Below are 16143 nucleotides of genomic sequence, written 5' to 3'. Positions count from 1 at the left end.
ACTCAGCGATCGAGCAGCGCCTGCAGCGTCTCGATGCGGTCGGCCTCGTTGGCCGGCTTGTCCCAGCGCAGCCGTGAAATGCGGGGGAAGCGCATGGCGACGCCGGATTTATGCCGGGTCGAACGGTTGAGTCCCTCGAAGGCGACTTCCAGCACCAGGCCATTGTCGCGGTCCGCCCGCACCGAGCGCACCGGGCCGAAGCGCTCGATCGTATTGTCCCTGACATATTTGTCGATCTGCTTCAGCTCCTCGTCGGTGAAGCCGAAATAGGCCTTGCCGACCGGCACCAGTTCCTCCTCGCCCTCGGGTCCGGACCAGACGCCGAACGTGTAGTCGGAGTAGAAGCTCGAGCGCTTGCCATGGCCGCGCTGGGCATACATCAGCACGGCATCCACTGTGTGCGGATCGCGCTTCCATTTGAACCACGGGCCTTTGGGCCGCCCGGCGACATAGGGCGAATCCCAGCGTTTCAGCATTACGCCTTCGATGATCGGGTGCGGCGGCGCGCGGCGCATCTCCTCCAACGCCTGCCAATCCGCGAAGTCGACGAAGGGCGACAGGTCGAAACGGCTGGGGTCGAGCGTCTTGACGAAGGCTTCGAGGCGCTCGCGCCGCTCGCGGAAGGATAGCCCGCGCAAATCCTCGGCGCCGATCTGCAGCAGATCGTAGCAGCGCATGAAGGCCGGATATTGCTGCTGCATCTTCGGCGTCACCGTCTTGCGGTTCAGCCTTTGCTGCAAATCCGAGAACGTCCCCGTCGCCTGTCGGGGATCGCCAACCAGCAACTCGCCATCCAGCGTCGCGGAAAAATCCATTGCGTCGGCAAGGTCGGGAAAGGCGCCGGCGACATCGTCGCCGGTGCGCGAATAGAGCCGGCGAATGCCGCCTTCCGCCACTGCCTGGACGCGGATGCCGTCCCATTTCCATTCGGCCGCATAATCCGCCGGATCGAGTTTTTCCAGATCGCCGTCGCCGACCGGGTTCGACAGCATCACCGGCCTGAACAGCGCCATCGCCGTGTTGCGGGGTTTTTCAGCCTTGCCTTCCAGCCACGCGAACAGCGCCGTATAGGGCGGCGACAGCCCGTGCCAGAGTTCCTCGATCTCGGCGACGTCGACCTCGCCGAAATCCGCCAGTGCCTGCTTTGCGAGCCGCGCCGACACCCCGATGCGCAGGCCGCCGGTGACCAGCTTGATGATGGCGAAGCGCGCCGAAATACCGGCGCTGTCGAGCAGCCCAGCCAACACCTTCGGTCCGTCGGAGCGGCTTGCCGCCTGCAACCTGGCCACGACCTCGCCGAGCGTCGGTTCACGGTTCGGGATATGTCCCGGCGTTTGCGGCCAGACCAGCGACACCGTCTCGGCCAGATCGCCGACATAGTCGTAGGAATAGCCGAACAGCACCGGGTCCATGCGTTCGGTGACAAGGGTGCGCAGCATCGCCGGCTTGACCGCGGCGATGTTGAGATCGCCTGTGATGGCGGCCAGCGCCAGGCCGCGATCCGGGTCCTCGACACTGCGGAAGTAGTCGACCAGCAGCGTCAGCTTGCCGTTGCGCGATGGAGTCAGCACCAGGCGGTCGAGGAGTTCGGCGAAGCGGTTCATGCCATCAATCGCCTTCGTCCTCATAGCCCACAAGATGCAATGGTCGGGCGGCAATGCCTTCGAGTTCGCACCAGCGCACCAGTGCTTCCTCACGGCCATGCGTGACCCAGATTTCCTCGGCGCCGGTCTCCTTGATGGTGGCGGTGAGCTCGTCCCAGTCGGCATGGTCCGAGATGATCAGCGGCAGTTCGACACCGCCCTGCTTGGCGCGCTGGCGGATGCGCATCCAGCCGGACGCGAAGCAGGAGATCGGATCGGGGAAACGCCGCGCCCAGCGGTCGGCGAAGGCCGATGGCGGGCCAACCACGATGGCGCCGGCGAAATCCCCTTTGCCGCCTTCCACCGTCGCCGGCTCGAGTATCCCCAGGTCGATGCCTTGGCTTTGATAGTACTCGCTGAGCTTGGCCAGCGCGCCATGGATGTAGAGCGGCCTGTCGTATCCGGCGTCGCGCAACAGCCGCATCACCCGCTGCGCTTTGCCCAGCGCATAGGCGCCGACCAGATGCGAGCGTTCGGGAAACTGCGCCGCCGATTTCAGCAGGCGGGCGATCTCTTCCGTGTCGGGCGGGTGACGAAACACCGGCAGGCCGAAGGTCGCCTCGGTGATGAACACGTCGCAGCGGATTGGCTCGAACGGCACGCAGGTCGCATCCTTTCGCCGTTTGTAGTCGCCGGAGGCGACGATACGCATGCCCGGATGTTCGACCGATATCTGCGCCGAGCCCAGCACATGGCCGGCCGGATGGAAGCTGACGCTGACGCCGTTGAGGACGATCGTCTCGCCCAGCCGTGCCGGTTGCATCGTGCCGGCGAAGCCCTCGCCATAGCGCAGCCCCATGATGTCGAGCGTCTGCTGCGTTGCCAGCACCGAGCGGTGGCCGGAACGCGCATGGTCGGAATGACCGTGGGTGATCAGCGCGCGGTCCACCGGCCGCACCGGATCGATGAAGAAATCGCCCGGCGGGCAGTAAAGGCCTTCTGGCCGGGGATGAAGCAGGTCGCTGGCGCGCATGGTCTGCAAGATAGGATATAATTCCGCCGCGGGAAGCCTGTCATCGGAGACTGCTGACTCTCCTGGCAAAGAACGCTCAATTTGGTTCAGCTTCCGCATCCTTTGCATTACAGAGATGGCGGCCCGGCCGCCTCCGCCGGCGGAACCCGCTATCATGAAGCCGTTGCAGACCTCATCGGGCGATTTGAACGCTGATCGCCGTGCCGACTATGCCGAGATGCTCTTTGCCTCCGGCGATCACGTGGCGGCGGCCGAGCTCCTGCTCGGCGCATTGGAATTGGCGCCGCAATGGGCAATGGGCTGGTTTCGCCTTGGCGAGATGCAGGAGGCATCAGGCAGGCTCGACCTGGCGGCGCAGGCCTGGGTGATGGCGCTGAACCTGGATCCAGCCGATCGCCAAGGCGCGGCCCTCAAATTGCAGCTGATCGGCAAAGGCCCGGTTTCCAGCGCGCCGCCCAGCGCCTTTGTCGAAACGCTGTTCGACCATTACGCCGAGACATTCGAAGAGATGCTGGTCGGCAAGCTCGATTATCGGTTGCCCGAAGTCCTCGAGCAGATGATTCGCAAGGCAAGGTCGGGACGCTTTCGTCTGGCGCTCGACTTGGGCTGCGGCACCGGGCTGATGGGCGAGAGGCTGAGGCCGATCGTTGACCGGCTGGAGGGGATCGACATCTCGGCCAGGATGCTCAAGAAGGCGCGGACGAAAGGCATCTACGACACGCTGACAAAGGCTGATCTGCATTGCTTCTCCCACTCGGGCGAAAACCCCGATCTGGTGACATCGGCCGACGTCCTGATCTATGTCGGCGCGCTCGAAGGCCTGATCGGGAGGGTCGCTGGTGTGCTCGCCGGCGGCGGCCTGTTCGCTTTCTCTGTCGAGAGCCTTGCAAGCGGCGACTTCGCGCTGCGGCCCTCGCGGCGCTACGCTCATTCCGACAGCTATGTCAGGCAGACACTCGAGGCCAACGGGCTTTCGATCCTGGCGCTGGAGCCAACGACCATCCGTCAGGATCGCCGCGAGCCCGTCAAAGGCTTGGCCGTCTTGGCCCTGAAGGCTCACGCCACTTGAAGTGTGCATGATCATTGCGGTGAATCCCGACACCGCTCCGCGCTGCTGCGAAAAAGTCCGATTTGCGTGCGCGACTGATATTTGCGATCTGGTCGCGTCAGGGGCGGGATATCAGGAGGAGCATATCGGATGCGCAGGAACATGACGGTCTTGGCCTCTTGCCTAGCAATGGCCGGCTGCGTCGGCAATTCGATGTCCGAGCGGCAGGACGCCAACATAGAATCCTCCCTGCAATACGACACCGTGCCGTGCGATCAGTTGCTGGCGCAGCGCAATGGGTTGGCACAGCAATACAATCTTGCGACGACCGTGAAGCCGACCTTCTCCAATCCCGCGATGGGTTTCGGTCCGTTCACGCCCGACATGCGCTCCAAGGCCCAGCGCGACAGCGACAAGGCGACTGGCGAGATCGACGCCATGAACCGGTCCATCGACCGCCGCGACTGCGGCAAGCCGGACAATCAGAAGAAGAAGTTCGCTCTGCCGGGCTGACGATACGAGACAGGCATTTGGGCGAGATTTATCGCCGGCAGCATGTTGCGCTGGCGCAGGGGTACTATCGGATGAAACTGTCTGACCTCGGAGATCGCATCTGCATTTTGGGGCCGTCCAACAGCGGCAAGTCGACCTTGGCCGACGCGATTGCCCGCAAACGTGGCCTGGAGCCCGTCCACCTCGATCTGCTTCATCATCTGCCCAACACCGACTGGGAACCGCGTCCCGAGAGCGAGTTCATTGTCTTGCATGACGCCGCGATCGCCGGCGAGCGCTGGGTGATGGACGGAAATTATTCGATCTGCATGCCGCAACGCTTACGCCGAGCGACGGGACTGATCCTGCTGGATGTCTCCACGCCGGCAAGTCTGCTGCGCTATTTCAGGCGAAGCTGGTTTGAGAAGAGCAGGCGCGGTGGCCTGCAAGGCGGGCGCGACAGCGTCAAATGGGACATGATCCACCATATTGCCGTGACCACGCCGAAAAACCGCCGGAGATACCAGGCGATGTTCGATCGGCTCGACCTGCCAAAGCTGCGGCTATCCTCCGTGAGAGCAATCAAGCAATGCTTCAGGCAGTGGGATCTGGCCAGATAAGAATCCTGGCTAGAGCACTTCACCGTTTCACGGAAACGGCGAACCACTCTAACTCCTTGTTTTGACGCAATTCCGGACGGAAAAACGCTCACACTTTTCCTGGAATTGCTCTAATACCCCGCTTTGCGATCTACCAGATTGTCGAGCTTCTCGCCGCGCTCGAAGGCATCCATCTGGCGCAGCATGATCGGCGCCAGGTGCATCGGATCGGAGGTCGCCGCGGCGTGCGGCGTCACGAACACCTTCGGATGGCTCCATAACGGGCTGGTCTTGGGCAGCGGCTCGACCTCGAACACGTCGAGGCTCGCCTCCTTCAACGTGCCGTCGTCCAGCGCCCGCACGATGTCGGCGTCCTTTTGCAGGCGGCCGCGTCCGGCGTTGATCAGCACCGAGCCGCCAAGGCCGTTGCGCTTGCGCAGTTCCTTCAGCACGCCATAATTGATGATGCCCTGCGTGTCCGGCGTCAGCGGCAGGAGCACGACGAGTATGTCGGTTGCCTTTAGGAACGGGATCAGGCCGGCCTCGCCGGAATAGGTCGCGACCCCTTGCATCGGCCGGTCGTTGCGCGACCAGCCATTGACGGCGAAGCCGAGCGAAAGGAGCACCGAGGCCGCGGCGCGGCCGAGATTGCCGAGCCCCATAATGCCAACGGAAATGTCGCCGGCCGGCCGCTGCTGCGGCTCGTGCCAGATCTTCTTTGGCTGCTGCGACCGGTAGAGCAGGCCGTGGCGATGGTGATCGAGCACCCGCCAGACGACATATTCCGTCATGTACTGCGTGAGGTTGTCGGCGACGACCTTGACGATCGGCACATCGGGCAGGCCCGGATCGGCGAAAATATGGTCGACGCCGGCACCTATCGAGAAGATGGCGCGCAGATTGGGCAGCGACGACAAAAGGTTCGGCTTCTGCTTCCACACCACCGCATAGGTGATCGATGGATCCTTGGCACCGTCCGGCTCCAGAACCACCTCGCGCTCGGCCGACAACAGCTCGCGCCAGCGCTGCGGGTGAAAGCCGGTGACGGCGAGCAGGATGCGGCCTTTTTCCATCGTTGTTCGTTTAGTCCCTCTAATCACTGACTGACGATGCCGACCGGCGCCGTCTCTATCTTGAAGGCCGCCGAAATCAGCGCCCGAGTATAGTCGGTTTGCGGATTTTCAAAAATCTGCTGGGAAGGGCCTGCTTCGACGATCCGGCCATTGCGCATGACGATGACATCGTTGGCAAGCGCCCGGATGACCTTGAGGTCGTGGCTGATGAAGAGATAGGCGAGGTCGTGCTTGGCCTGCAGATTGCGCAAGAGGTCGACGACCTGCGCCTGTACGCTCATGTCGAGCGCCGATGTCGGCTCGTCCAGCATGACGAAGCGCGGGTTGAGCACCATGGCGCGCGCGATGGCGACACGCTGTCGCTGTCCGCCGGAGAATTCGTGCGGATAGCGGTTGCGGGTCGCCGGATCGAGGCCGACCTCCTTCAGCACGTCGGCAACCTTGTCGTCGCGTTCATCGGGCGACAGCTTCGGCTCGTGGATCTTGAGCCCTTCCTCGATGATCTCGGCGATCGACATGCGCGGGCTGAGCGAACCGAACGGATCCTGGAAGACGATCTGCAACTCGCGCCTGAGCGGCCGCATGGCATTGAAGGTGAGCTGGTTGATGTCGCGCCCGTTGAACTGGATGGTCCCGGTCGATGAGATCATCCGCGCCAGTGCCAGGCCGAGCGTGGTCTTGCCCGAACCGGATTCGCCGACCACGCCCAGCGTCTGGCCGGCGCGCACGGTGACATCGATGCCGTCGACCGCCTTCACATGGTCGACCGTGCGGCGGAAGAAGCCTTGCTTGATCGGGAACCAGACCTTGATGTCCTTGCCGGTCATTACCGGCTTGGCGTCGGCGTTGGCCGCCGGTGGCTTGCCTTTCGGCTCGGCCGCCAGAAGGTGGCGCGTATAGGGGTGCTGCGGGTTGGCGAAGATCTCCTTGGTCGGACCGGTCTCGACGATCTTGCCCTTGGTCATCACACAGACCCGGTCGGCGATCTTGCGCACGATGCCCAGATCGTGGGTGATGAACAGCATCGACATGCCCTTGCGGCTTTTCAGGCCGGCGAGCAGTTCGAGGATCTGCGCCTGCACGGTGACGTCGAGCGCCGTCGTCGGCTCGTCGGCGATCAGCAGTTCCGGTTCGTTGGCCAGCGCCATGGCGATCATCACGCGCTGGCGCTGGCCGCCGGACAACTGGTGCGGATAGGCGTCGAGGCGCTTCTGCGGGTCGCGGATGCCGACCTCGTTGAGCAAAGCCAGCGTGCGTGCCTTGGCGGGGCGATCGGCCATGCCCTGATGCAGCTTCAGGATCTCGACGATCTGCTGCTCGATCGTGTGCAGCGGATTGAGCGAGGTCATCGGCTCCTGGAAGATCATGGTGATCTTGTTGCCGCGCACCTGGCGCAACTGCTTCTCGCTCATCGCCAGCAGGTCGGCGCCCAGGAACAGGATCTTTCCAGAGGGATGGCTGGCGCTGGGATAGGGCAGGAGCTTCAGCACGGACAGCGCCGAGACCGACTTGCCGGAGCCGGATTCCCCGACCAGCGCCACTGTCTCGCCCTTCGCGATGTCGAAGGAGATGTGGTCGACGGCGACAGACTGGCCGCCGCCCTGGCTGAAGGCGACGCTGAGGTCCTGTACGCTGAGCAGGGGAGATTCGCTCATTTGAACGTCTTGCGCGGATCGAAGGCGTCGCGCGTTGCCTCGCCGACAAAGACGAGCAGCGACAGCATCAGCGAGATGACGACGAAGCCGGAAATGCCGAGCCACGGCGCATTGAGGTTGCGCTGCGCCTGCTTCAGCAACTCGCCCAGCGAGGCGGAGCCGGGCGGCAGGCCGAAGCCGAGATAGTCGAGCGAGGTCAGCGTCGAGATCGAGCCTGAGAGCAGGAAGGGCAGGAACGTCAATGTCGCCACCATGGCGTTGGGCAACAAATGCCGGAACATGATGGTGCGGTTGGGCACGCCGAGGGCGCGGGCGGCGTTGACATATTCGAAGTTGCGGGCGCGCAGGAACTCGGCCCGCACCACGCCGACCAGCGCCACCCAGGAGAACAACAGCATCAGGCCGAGCAGGATGAAGAAGCCCGGCGGCAGGATGGCGGCAACGATCAGCAAGAGATAGAGCACCGGGATCGCCGACCAGATTTCGATGAAGCGCTGGAACAGCAGGTCCGTCCAGCCGCCGAAATAGCCCTGCAAGGCACCGGCGCCGACGCCGATCAGCGCCGATCCGGCGGTCAGGATCAGCCCGAACAGCACCGAGATGCGGAAGCCGTAGATGACCCGCGCCAGGACGTCGCGCGCCTGGTCGTCCGTGCCGAGCCAGTTCCAGTTGCCGACGATGCAGGCCGGGTCGGCAGCCCCTTGCGGGTACTGGTTGCAGCGCTTCGCGGCGTCATACTGCCAGGACGGCTTGGCGGGCGCGGCCTCCGGAATGGCGTTGTTGACTGTCTGGTAGGAATAGCGGATCGGCGGCCAGATCATCCAGCCATTGGCGTTGATCTCGTCCTGGATCACCGGGTCGCGATAATCGGTGACGGCATAGAAGCCGCCGAACTTTTCCTCGGGGTAGGCCACCAGCACCGGAAACAGGATCTCGCCCTTGTAGGAAGCGATGATCGGCTTGTCGTTGGCGATGAATTCGGCAAACAGCGACAGCACGAACAGGACGAGGAAAATCCACAACGACCAGTAACCGCGCCGGTTGGCCTTGAAATTCTGCAGACGGCGCTTGTTGAGCGGCGACAGGAATGGCCGTGGCATCCGCTCCGGCACCACTCCGGCGGTCACGCTTGCCTCCGACATCAGATGTCTCTCCGCTCGAAATCGATGCGCGGATCGACCCAGGTGTACATGAGGTCGGACAACAATCCGACGAACAGGCCGAGAAGCGAGAAGATGTAGAGATTGGCGAACACCACGGGATAGTCGCGCTCGACCACCGACCGGAAGCCGAGCAGGCCCAGGCCATCGAGCGAGAAGATGTTCTCGATCAGCAGCGAACCGGTGAAGAAGGCCGAGATGAAGGCGCCGGGGAAGCCGGCGATGACGATCAGCATGGCGTTGCGGAAGACGTGGCCGTAGAGCACTTGCCGCTCCGACAGGCCCTTGGCGCGTGCCGTCACAACATACTGCTTGCGGATCTCCTCCAGGAACGAGTTCTTGGTCAGCAGCGTGGTGGTGGCGAAAGCCGACAGAACCAGCGCCGTCAGCGGCAAGGTCATGTGCCAGATATAGTCGGCGATCTTGGCCGGCCACGACAACTGGTCCCAGTTGTCCGAGACGATGCCGCGCAACGGGAACCAGTCCCAGAACGAGCCGCCGGCAAACAGCACCATCAGCATGATGCCGAACAGGAAGCCGGGAATGGCATAGCCGACGATGACGACGCCGCTGGTCCAGACGTCGAAAGGCGAGCCATCCTTCACCGCCTTGCGGATGCCGAGTGGTATGGAAATCAGATAGGACAGCAACGTGATCCAAAGCCCGATCGAGATCGACACCGGCATCTTTTCCAGGATCAGGTCGAGCACCGAGATGTCGCGGAAGTAGCTGTTGCCGAAATCGAACCGGGCATAGTTCCACAGCATCATGCCGAAGCGTTCTAGCGGCGGCTTGTCGAAGCCGAACTGCTTCTCCAGCTTCTTGATGAATTCCGGATCGAGTCCCTGCGCGCCGCGATATTTCGAGCTGACGTCGCCGGCGGCGTCGAAGTTGGAGCCGCCCGCATCGCCGCCGCCACCGCCGAGGCGGTCGCTGCCGCCCTGATTGGTCAGCTTGGCGATGACCTGCTCGACCGGGCCGCCCGGCGCGAACTGGATGACCGCGAAGGAGATCGCCATGATGCCGAACAGGGTCGGGATCATCAAAAGGATGCGGCGCAGTATATAGGCGCCCATCAGGCTTCCTGCCCTCTGCGGACCGATATCTCAGCCTTTGCCAATTTTTGCCGCCTTGCCCTTATCGAACCACCACAGCGTCTCGACCGGAAAGCCGAAATCGGGCTTTTGCTCGGGAAAGCCGAACATGTCCCAATAGGCGCTTCGGTGATTCGCCAGGAACCAACTAGGAATCCAATCGCACCGCGCGCGCAAGACCCGGTCGAGCGCTCGCATCGCGACCGTCAGGCTTTCACGGTCTTTTGCCGCGCCCACCGTGGCGATCAGCGCATCGATCGCGGGGTCTGAGGTGCCCGGCAGGTTGCGCGACCCGGAGAGGTTGGCCGTCCTGGAATGGAAGAAGCCTTCGAGATCGTCGCGCGTCGGTGTCGCGCTGAACGAGAAAGCCGCTGACAGCAGATCGAAATCGAAGGTCGCCTGCCTGGCCTGGTATTGTGCCGAATCCACCAGCCGGATCGTGGCATCGATGCCGATCGCCTTCATGTTGGCGACCCAGGGCGAATAGACCTGTACGAAAGTGTCGTCGTCGACCATGAATTCGGCCGAAAGCCGGCCGCCCCTGCCGTTGACGACGAAATCGCCCGACCGTTTCCAGCCGGCTGCGGCCAGAAGCTTTGCCGCCTGGCCAAGCAGCTTGCGGTCGCGGCCGGAACCGTCGGATGCCGGCTGGGCCACGGCCTGGCCGAAGACCTCAGCCGGCACCTGGCTTCGCAGCGGCTCGAGCAGCGCCAGCTCTTGTGTCGGTGGCACACCTTCGGCGCGAAAATCCGATTTCTCGAAGCAGGATTGCGAGCGCTCGTAGGAGCCGTAGAAGAAGTTGCGCCGCGTCCATTCGAAATCGAAGCAGAGCGCGATCGCCTGGCGCACGCGAGCGTCGCGAAACTGTTCGCGCCGCTGGTTGACCGCTGTCCCCTGCATCGTCGGCCGCTTCTCGGCCGGGAATTCGTGCTTGACCACCTTGCCGGCGGTCAGCGCGGGGAAATCGTAGGCGGTCGCCCAGACGCGCGAGGTGAATTCCTCGCGGTAGGTGATTTCGCCCTTCTTGAAGGCTTCGAAGCCGGCGGTGCGGTTCTGGTAGAATTCGATGCGGATACGGTCGAAATTGTTCTGGCCGCGATTGACCGGCAGATCACGGCCCCAATAGTCCGCGACCCGATCATATTCGATCCATGCGCCGGCCGAGAACCGGCCGACCTTGTAGGCACCGGAGCCGAGCGGCGGGTTCAACTGCGAAGAGTCGAACGGGTTGGCCGTATAGAAGGCCTTCGACAGGATGGGGAATTCCACGACGTTGAGCACGGTGCGGGCCGATTGCTTGCCGGAGAAGGTGAGCCGCAGCGTGCGGTCGTCGACAGCAACGGCGTCGACCATGTGCGTCAGCGACAACGACAGGTCGGGATGGCCCTTGTCCTTGTAAAGCTTGAAGGTGAAGGCGGCGTCCTGGGCTGTCAGCGGCGTGCCGTCGTGGAAGCGCGCCTCGGGGCGAAGCGAGAAGGTGAAGGAGTTGCGGTCTTCCGACAGTGTCACGCCGTCGGCGATCTGGCCGTAGACGGCGTCGGGCTCGTCGAGTGCGCGCACCATCAGCCCGTCGAAACACATCTCCATGCGCGGCGGCGCATCGCCCTTGTCGGCGAAGGAGTTCATCGTGTTGAAGGTTTGTGTGTCCTGGTTATAGCCCCAGTTCGGCGGCGAGAAATTGAAAATTCCACCGGCTGGTGCGTCGACACTCACATAGTCGAAATGGGCGAAATCCGGTCCGTATTTGAGGTCGCCAAAGGCGGACAGGCCATGCAGCTTGGTGCCGGTCGCAATGTCGGCGAAAGCTTTTGCGGGCAACAGGGCGGCGGCGGTCGCCGCCGCGCCAAGCGCGAGAAAATCACGGCGGGGCAGGGCCGTCATCGATTGCCGCCCCATCAATTGCCGCCCTTGTACTTGGCCGCCAGCGCCTTTTCCTTGTCGACGTCGATCCACCAGGAGTCGATATCGACACCGACATAGGCAGGCTGCTTGTCGGGAAATTTGAACTTGTCCCAATAGGCTAGCCAGACCGCCGACCGGTGATATTGCGGCACGACGTAGAAGTTCCACAGCAGCACCCGGTCGAGCGCATGGGTGGCGGCAACCAGATCATCGCGATCCGTGGCAAAGATGATGCTGTCGACCAGCGCATCGACGGTCGGATCCTTGATGCCCATCAGATTGCGCGAGCCAGGCGCGTCGGCGGCCTTCGAACTCCAGAAGTCGCGCTGCTCATTGCCGGGCGAATCCGACTGGCCGAACAGGCCCGTGACGACATCGAAATCGAAGTTGTTGACGCGGTTGATGTACTGCGTCTGGTCGATGATGCGCAGCGAGGCGTCGACGCCGATCTTGCGCAGATTGGCAATGTAGGGGCTGGCGATTACCTGGTCGGTGTCGTTCCAGCCGAGGATCTCGAACTTGAATGGCGTGCCTGTCTTGGCGTTGACCATCTTGCCGCCCTTGATGACCCATCCGGCCTTGGCGAACAGATCGACAGCCTGCTTCAGGTACTTTCGCTCCGCTTGCGGCGAATCGTAGACGGGTAGCTTGAATTCCTGGGTGAAGAGTTCGGGCGGCAGCTTGTCACGGTATTTTTCCAGGATTTCCAGTTCTTTGCCCTGTGGCAACCCGCTGGATGCCAGTTCGGTGCCCTGGAAATAGCTCGATGTGCGGGTGTTGAAGTCGAAGAACAAGGTGCGGTTCATGCTCTCGAAATCGAACGGTATGGTCAGTGCCTCGCGGACCAGCCGGTCCTGGAACAGCGGCCTGCGCTGGTTGAGGACAAAGCCCTGCATCGGCTGTGGCGACTGGGTCTGGAAGTCCTTCTTGATGACGTCGCCGACCTGGATCGCCGGGAAATTATAGGCCGTCGCCCATTTGCGGGAGCTGTATTCGCGGTTGATGTCTTCCAGTCCGCCCTTGGTGAAGGCCAGCCAGGCGGCATTGTCGTCGAGGATGTAGGTATATCGGCGCGTGTCGAAATTCTCGCGGCCGATCTTCACCGGCAGCTTGGCCGCCCAATAGTCCGGCACGCGCTGCCAGACGATTTCGGAGCCCGGCTTGAAGCTGGCGATCTTGTATGCGGCCGAGCCCAGCGGCGGTTCCAGCGTTCCCTTGGTGATGTCGCGCTTCTTGCCACTGGCGTCGGTGCCTTCCCACCAATGCTTCGGTAGAACGACGAGGTCGCCGATAATCTTCGGCAGTTCACGATTGCCCTTCTGGTTGAAACGGAACTCGACCTCGCGATCGGAGATCGCCACCGCGTCGGTGACATTTTCGAAATACCGGTTGTATTGCGGGCTGTTGGCCTTCAGCACCTGGAACGACCAGATCACGTCGTCGACGGTGATCGGCTGGCCGTCATGCCACTTCGCGCGCGGGTCAAGCCGGTACGTGGCCGAGGAATAGTCGTCAGGATATTTATAGGCATCGGCGATCAGCGGGTGGCTGGTGCTGCCTTCGTCCGTCGCCTGCTCCATCAGCGTGTCGTAGAGCAGGCCGCCGCCAAACCCGACCAGGCCCGCCGCCGGCGATCCCTGGACGATATAGGGGTTGAAACTGTCATAGGTGCCAAGCAGCACCGAATTCAGCGTACCGCCTTTCGGCGCGTTCGGGTTGACGTAGTCGTAATGCTGGAAATTGTCGCCGTATTTGGATTGGCCGATCAGCGATGAGGTGGTCCGCCACTCGTCGGCCAGGGTCGTCTGCAACCCCGCCGCCAGCAGGGCCGCCGCCAGCAGCGACTTGAGAAGCGTTCGGCCAACCGTCATGCACTATCCTCTTCGCGATGCGTGCCAGATCATCCAGGACGCGATCCTAGATGATTTGGCGCTGGTGAAAACCGCAATGCGCCGGCTTTGTCGCCGCACCCTGGATTTTCCCAACAAAAAAGCCGGGCTGAACCCGGCTTTTTCAAGATCGTGGAGATTACAAATTGTTCACTGGGCGGGTGCCGGCGCTGGAGCGGCAGGCTTGGCGGGCGCGCTGGCGTCCGCGGCGGCACCCGGTGCCGGCAGCGGCTTGGGATTGTCCGACAGCGTGCGCAGATAGGCGATGACGTTGGCGCGGTCCTCGTCCTTGGGCAGGCCGGCGAAGCCCATGGCGGTGCCCTTAACGAATTTCTTCGGCGAGGTGATGAAGTGGTTGATGTTGTCGTAGGTCCACTTCTCGGTGCCGCCCTTGGAGAATTCCTTCATGCCGGCCGAATAGGCGAAGCCTTCATGTTCGGCGACGGGGCGGTCGACAAGATCCCACAGGTCGGGGCCGACCTTGTTGGGGCCGCCCTTTTCGCCGGAATGGCAGGCCTGGCATTTCTTGAAGACGGCAGCGCCCGCCTCGACATTGGCGGTCTGCAGCAGGTCGGCGATCGGCTTGGCCGCGGCGGCCGGCGCGGCCGGGCCGCCTTCGGCGGGCTCAGCCGCCTCGATGGCGAAGCCGGGCTTTTCCGGGGCCGGCGAGGCAAACAGTGCGTCCGACACCAGGCCGACCGAGAAAACGACGAAAACGGTTCCGAGCAATCCGGCGAGCAGTTTATTGACTTCGTTGGAATCCATACGCCCCTTGCTCCCTTTTCCGGCGGACCGAACCGTCCACTCCGTCCGTCGGTATCGAGACCCGCCCTCCAGAGCCGGTCAAATCGGGCGGAAACTAGGTCTTTTGCTCGGGCGTTGCAACACCTATAAGGGCGCTGCCAGTGAGACCTTTTGCCACTTTTCCCCTCCTCTTTTCGAACGCCTTGCCATAGCGATGTCCACCTTGATCCTGATACCGGCCCGCATGGCCTCCACCCGCCTGCCGGGCAAACCTCTGGCCGACATCGCCGGCGTGCCGATGATCGTCCATGTCGCCCGCCGTGCCGCCGAAGCGGGCCTTGGCCGGGTGGTGGTGGCGACCGACACGCAAAGCGTGGCCGAAGCGGTGCGCGCGCATGGATTCGAGGCGGTGATGACGCGCATCGACCACGAATCCGGCTCCGACCGAATCCACGAGGCGCTGGCCGCGCTCGATCCTGGACATAAGGTCGAAACGATCGTCAATGTGCAGGGCGACCTGCCGACCATCGATCCCGGCATCATCGCCGCCTCGCTCAGGCCATTCGAGGACGGGGCGGTGGATATCGCCACACTCGGTGTCGAGATCGTCCGCGAGGAGGAAAAGACCAATTCCAATGTCGTCAAGATCGTGGGCTCGCCGCTGTCTGCCACGAGGCTGAGGGCGCTCTATTTCACCCGCGCCACGGCACCTTGGGGCGAGGGGCCGCTCTATCACCACATAGGCCTCTACGCCTATCGCCGCGCGGCACTCGAGCGCTTCGTCGCGCTGAAGCCGTCGCCGCTGGAACGCCGCGAGCGGCTGGAGCAGCTGCGGGCGCTGGAAGCCGGCATGCGCATCGATGCCGAGATCGTCCGGTCGCTGCCGCTAGGCGTCGACACGCCGGAAGACCTTGAGCGCGCCCGAACCATCCTTTCAAACTGAGAAATTCCTCCGCCATGCCTGAAAAAACCAACAGAATATCCTTCCAGGGCGAGCCGGGCGCCAATTCCGATACCGCCTGCCGCAACGTCTATCCCTCGATGGAGCCGTTGCCGTGCCCGACCTTCGAGGATGCCTTCAACGCGGTCGAGACCGGCAAGGCCGATCTCGCCATGATCCCGATCGAGAACACCATCGCCGGACGCGTCGCCGACATCCATCATCTCTTGCCGGAATCGAGGATGCACATCGTCGGCGAATATTTCCTGCCGATCCATTTCCAGTTGATGGTGCTGCCCGGCGTCAAGCGGGAAGAAATCAAGACCGTTCACAGCCACATTCATGCGCTTGGCCAGTGCCGCAAATACATCCGCAAGAACGGCTGGAAGGCCGTCGTGGCCGGCGATACGGCGGGCGCCGCCAAGATGATCTCCGAGGTCAAGGACCGCACGATGGCCGCCCTGTCGCCGGCGCTGGCGGCGACGCTCTATGGGCTCGACATCATCGAGGAGAACGTCGAGGACACCGATTCCAACGTCACCCGCTTCGTCGTCCTGACCAAGAGCAAGCAATGGGCCGAACGGCCGACTGCCGACACCAAGATGATGACGACCTTCATCTTCCGCGTCCGTAACGTGCCGGCCGCGCTCTACAAGGCGATGGGCGGCTTTGCCACCAACGGCATCAACATGACCAAGCTGGAGAGTTACCAGCTCGGCGCTTTCACGGCGACGCTTTTCTACGCCGACATCGAGGGCCATCCCGACGATCCGCTGGTCAAGCTGGCGCTGGACGAGCTTCGCTTCTTCTCCCGTGAAGTGCGCATCCTGGGCGTCTATCCGGCCAGCCAGTCGCGCGAGCAATGGAAGGTAGCGGATTAGAGCAATTCCAGGAAAAGCGCTTGGCGCTTTCCCTTGAGAATTGCGTCAAA

At 62.9% G+C, this 16143-nt stretch carries 14 protein-coding genes; 5 read left to right on the top strand and 9 right to left on the bottom strand.

The features are described 5' to 3' along the window. Positions 1-2: 2 nt before the first annotated feature. Both AC07SZ_RS24335 and AC07SZ_RS24330 read right to left on the bottom strand, forming a co-directional pair. Positions 3-1604: a cisplatin damage response ATP-dependent DNA ligase gene (locus AC07SZ_RS24335; protein WP_494916203.1), complete on the bottom strand. Its 1602-nt coding sequence runs from the start codon at positions 1602-1604 to the stop codon at positions 3-5. A 4-nt stretch (positions 1605-1608) separates the two neighbouring features. Then, positions 1609-2616, bottom strand: a complete 1008-nt coding sequence (locus AC07SZ_RS24330; RefSeq protein WP_056569806.1) for a ligase-associated DNA damage response exonuclease — start codon at positions 2614-2616, stop codon at positions 1609-1611. Positions 2617-2770: 154 nt separating this feature from the next. On the opposite strand from AC07SZ_RS24330, the gene AC07SZ_RS24325 reads away from it, so the two are divergent. The 3 genes from AC07SZ_RS24325 to AC07SZ_RS24315 all read left to right on the top strand — a co-directional run bounded on the left by AC07SZ_RS24325 (position 2771) and on the right by AC07SZ_RS24315 (position 4776). Next, positions 2771-3685 (top strand): class I SAM-dependent methyltransferase, encoded by a 915-nt coding sequence (locus AC07SZ_RS24325; RefSeq protein ID WP_494916201.1) that lies wholly within the window; start codon positions 2771-2773, stop codon positions 3683-3685. Positions 3686-3814: 129 nt separating this feature from the next. Beyond that, complete coding sequence (locus AC07SZ_RS24320; protein ID WP_056569808.1) at positions 3815-4177, top strand: hypothetical protein; 363 nt, start codon at positions 3815-3817, stop codon at positions 4175-4177. A gap of 71 nt (positions 4178-4248) precedes the next feature. Continuing rightward, complete coding sequence (locus tag AC07SZ_RS24315) at positions 4249-4776, top strand: P-loop NTPase family protein (RefSeq protein ID WP_056570432.1); 528 nt, start codon at positions 4249-4251, stop codon at positions 4774-4776. A gap of 110 nt (positions 4777-4886) precedes the next feature. Here AC07SZ_RS24315 and AC07SZ_RS24310 read toward each other — a convergent pair whose 3' ends face one another. The 7 genes from AC07SZ_RS24310 to AC07SZ_RS24280 form a co-directional block, all read right to left on the bottom strand. Further along, positions 4887-5828: a 2-hydroxyacid dehydrogenase gene (locus tag AC07SZ_RS24310; protein ID WP_056569810.1), complete on the bottom strand. Its 942-nt coding sequence runs from the start codon at positions 5826-5828 to the stop codon at positions 4887-4889. A 23-nt stretch (positions 5829-5851) separates the two neighbouring features. Beyond that, a complete protein-coding gene (locus AC07SZ_RS24305) occupies positions 5852-7483 on the bottom strand; it encodes an ABC transporter ATP-binding protein (protein ID WP_494916198.1) in 1632 nt (543 codons plus the stop codon). Beyond that, the gene (locus tag AC07SZ_RS24300) at positions 7480-8625 is read right to left on the bottom strand and encodes an ABC transporter permease (protein ID WP_199645479.1); all 1146 of its coding nucleotides are present in this window, start codon (positions 8623-8625) and stop codon (positions 7480-7482) included. Before AC07SZ_RS24300 ends, AC07SZ_RS24305 begins: the two co-directional genes overlap by 4 nt. After that, a complete protein-coding gene (locus AC07SZ_RS24295) occupies positions 8625-9719 on the bottom strand; it encodes a microcin C ABC transporter permease YejB (RefSeq protein ID WP_056569814.1) in 1095 nt (364 codons plus the stop codon). The genes AC07SZ_RS24300 and AC07SZ_RS24295 overlap by 1 nt, the downstream gene beginning before the upstream one ends. A gap of 30 nt (positions 9720-9749) precedes the next feature. Further along, complete coding sequence (locus tag AC07SZ_RS24290) at positions 9750-11618, bottom strand: extracellular solute-binding protein (RefSeq protein WP_494916196.1); 1869 nt, start codon at positions 11616-11618, stop codon at positions 9750-9752. Between the two features lie 14 nt (positions 11619-11632). Continuing rightward, positions 11633-13510, bottom strand: a complete 1878-nt coding sequence (locus tag AC07SZ_RS24285) for an extracellular solute-binding protein (protein WP_494916194.1) — start codon at positions 13508-13510, stop codon at positions 11633-11635. A gap of 168 nt (positions 13511-13678) precedes the next feature. Further along, a complete protein-coding gene (locus AC07SZ_RS24280; RefSeq protein WP_494916192.1) occupies positions 13679-14293 on the bottom strand; it encodes a c-type cytochrome in 615 nt (204 codons plus the stop codon). Positions 14294-14486: 193 nt separating this feature from the next. Between AC07SZ_RS24280 and AC07SZ_RS24275 the strand changes: the two genes are divergently transcribed. Together AC07SZ_RS24275 and AC07SZ_RS24270 are read left to right on the top strand one after the other, a co-directional pair. Then, positions 14487-15215 carry a 3-deoxy-manno-octulosonate cytidylyltransferase gene (locus tag AC07SZ_RS24275; RefSeq protein WP_494916190.1) on the top strand — a complete coding sequence of 243 codons (729 nt, stop codon included), beginning with the start codon at positions 14487-14489 and terminating at the stop codon, positions 15213-15215. A 14-nt stretch (positions 15216-15229) separates the two neighbouring features. After that, the gene (locus AC07SZ_RS24270) at positions 15230-16093 is read left to right on the top strand and encodes a prephenate dehydratase (protein ID WP_056569822.1); all 864 of its coding nucleotides are present in this window, start codon (positions 15230-15232) and stop codon (positions 16091-16093) included. Positions 16094-16143: the final 50 nt, after the last annotated feature.

This window comes from Mesorhizobium sp. GW821-FHT07A06, assembly GCF_059419085.1.
Note: the sequence above shows the minus strand (reverse complement) of the source record. Positions and strands in the feature narration are given on the sequence as shown.

Bases quoted from the DNA above. Each gene is read 5' to 3' on its own strand.
- AC07SZ_RS24335 (WP_494916203.1), bottom strand. From the start codon at position 1,604: ATGAACCGCTTCGCCGAACTCCTCGACCGCCTGGTGCTGACTCCATCG.
- AC07SZ_RS24330 (WP_056569806.1), bottom strand. From the start codon at position 2,616: ATGCGCGCCAGCGACCTGCTTCATCCCCGGCCAGAAGGCCTTTACTGC.
- AC07SZ_RS24325 (WP_494916201.1), top strand. From the start codon at position 2,771: ATGAAGCCGTTGCAGACCTCATCGGGCGATTTGAACGCTGATCGCCGT.
- AC07SZ_RS24320 (WP_056569808.1), top strand. From the start codon at position 3,815: ATGCGCAGGAACATGACGGTCTTGGCCTCTTGCCTAGCAATGGCCGGC.
- AC07SZ_RS24315 (WP_056570432.1), top strand. From the start codon at position 4,249: ATGAAACTGTCTGACCTCGGAGATCGCATCTGCATTTTGGGGCCGTCC.
- AC07SZ_RS24310 (WP_056569810.1), bottom strand. From the start codon at position 5,828: ATGGAAAAAGGCCGCATCCTGCTCGCCGTCACCGGCTTTCACCCGCAG.
- AC07SZ_RS24305 (WP_494916198.1), bottom strand. From the start codon at position 7,483: ATGAGCGAATCTCCCCTGCTCAGCGTACAGGACCTCAGCGTCGCCTTC.
- AC07SZ_RS24300 (WP_199645479.1), bottom strand. From the start codon at position 8,625: ATGTCGGAGGCAAGCGTGACCGCCGGAGTGGTGCCGGAGCGGATGCCA.
- AC07SZ_RS24295 (WP_056569814.1), bottom strand. From the start codon at position 9,719: ATGGGCGCCTATATACTGCGCCGCATCCTTTTGATGATCCCGACCCTG.
- AC07SZ_RS24290 (WP_494916196.1), bottom strand. From the start codon at position 11,618: ATGACGGCCCTGCCCCGCCGTGATTTTCTCGCGCTTGGCGCGGCGGCG.
- AC07SZ_RS24285 (WP_494916194.1), bottom strand. From the start codon at position 13,510: ATGACGGTTGGCCGAACGCTTCTCAAGTCGCTGCTGGCGGCGGCCCTG.
- AC07SZ_RS24280 (WP_494916192.1), bottom strand. From the start codon at position 14,293: ATGGATTCCAACGAAGTCAATAAACTGCTCGCCGGATTGCTCGGAACC.
- AC07SZ_RS24275 (WP_494916190.1), top strand. From the start codon at position 14,487: ATGTCCACCTTGATCCTGATACCGGCCCGCATGGCCTCCACCCGCCTG.
- AC07SZ_RS24270 (WP_056569822.1), top strand. From the start codon at position 15,230: ATGCCTGAAAAAACCAACAGAATATCCTTCCAGGGCGAGCCGGGCGCC.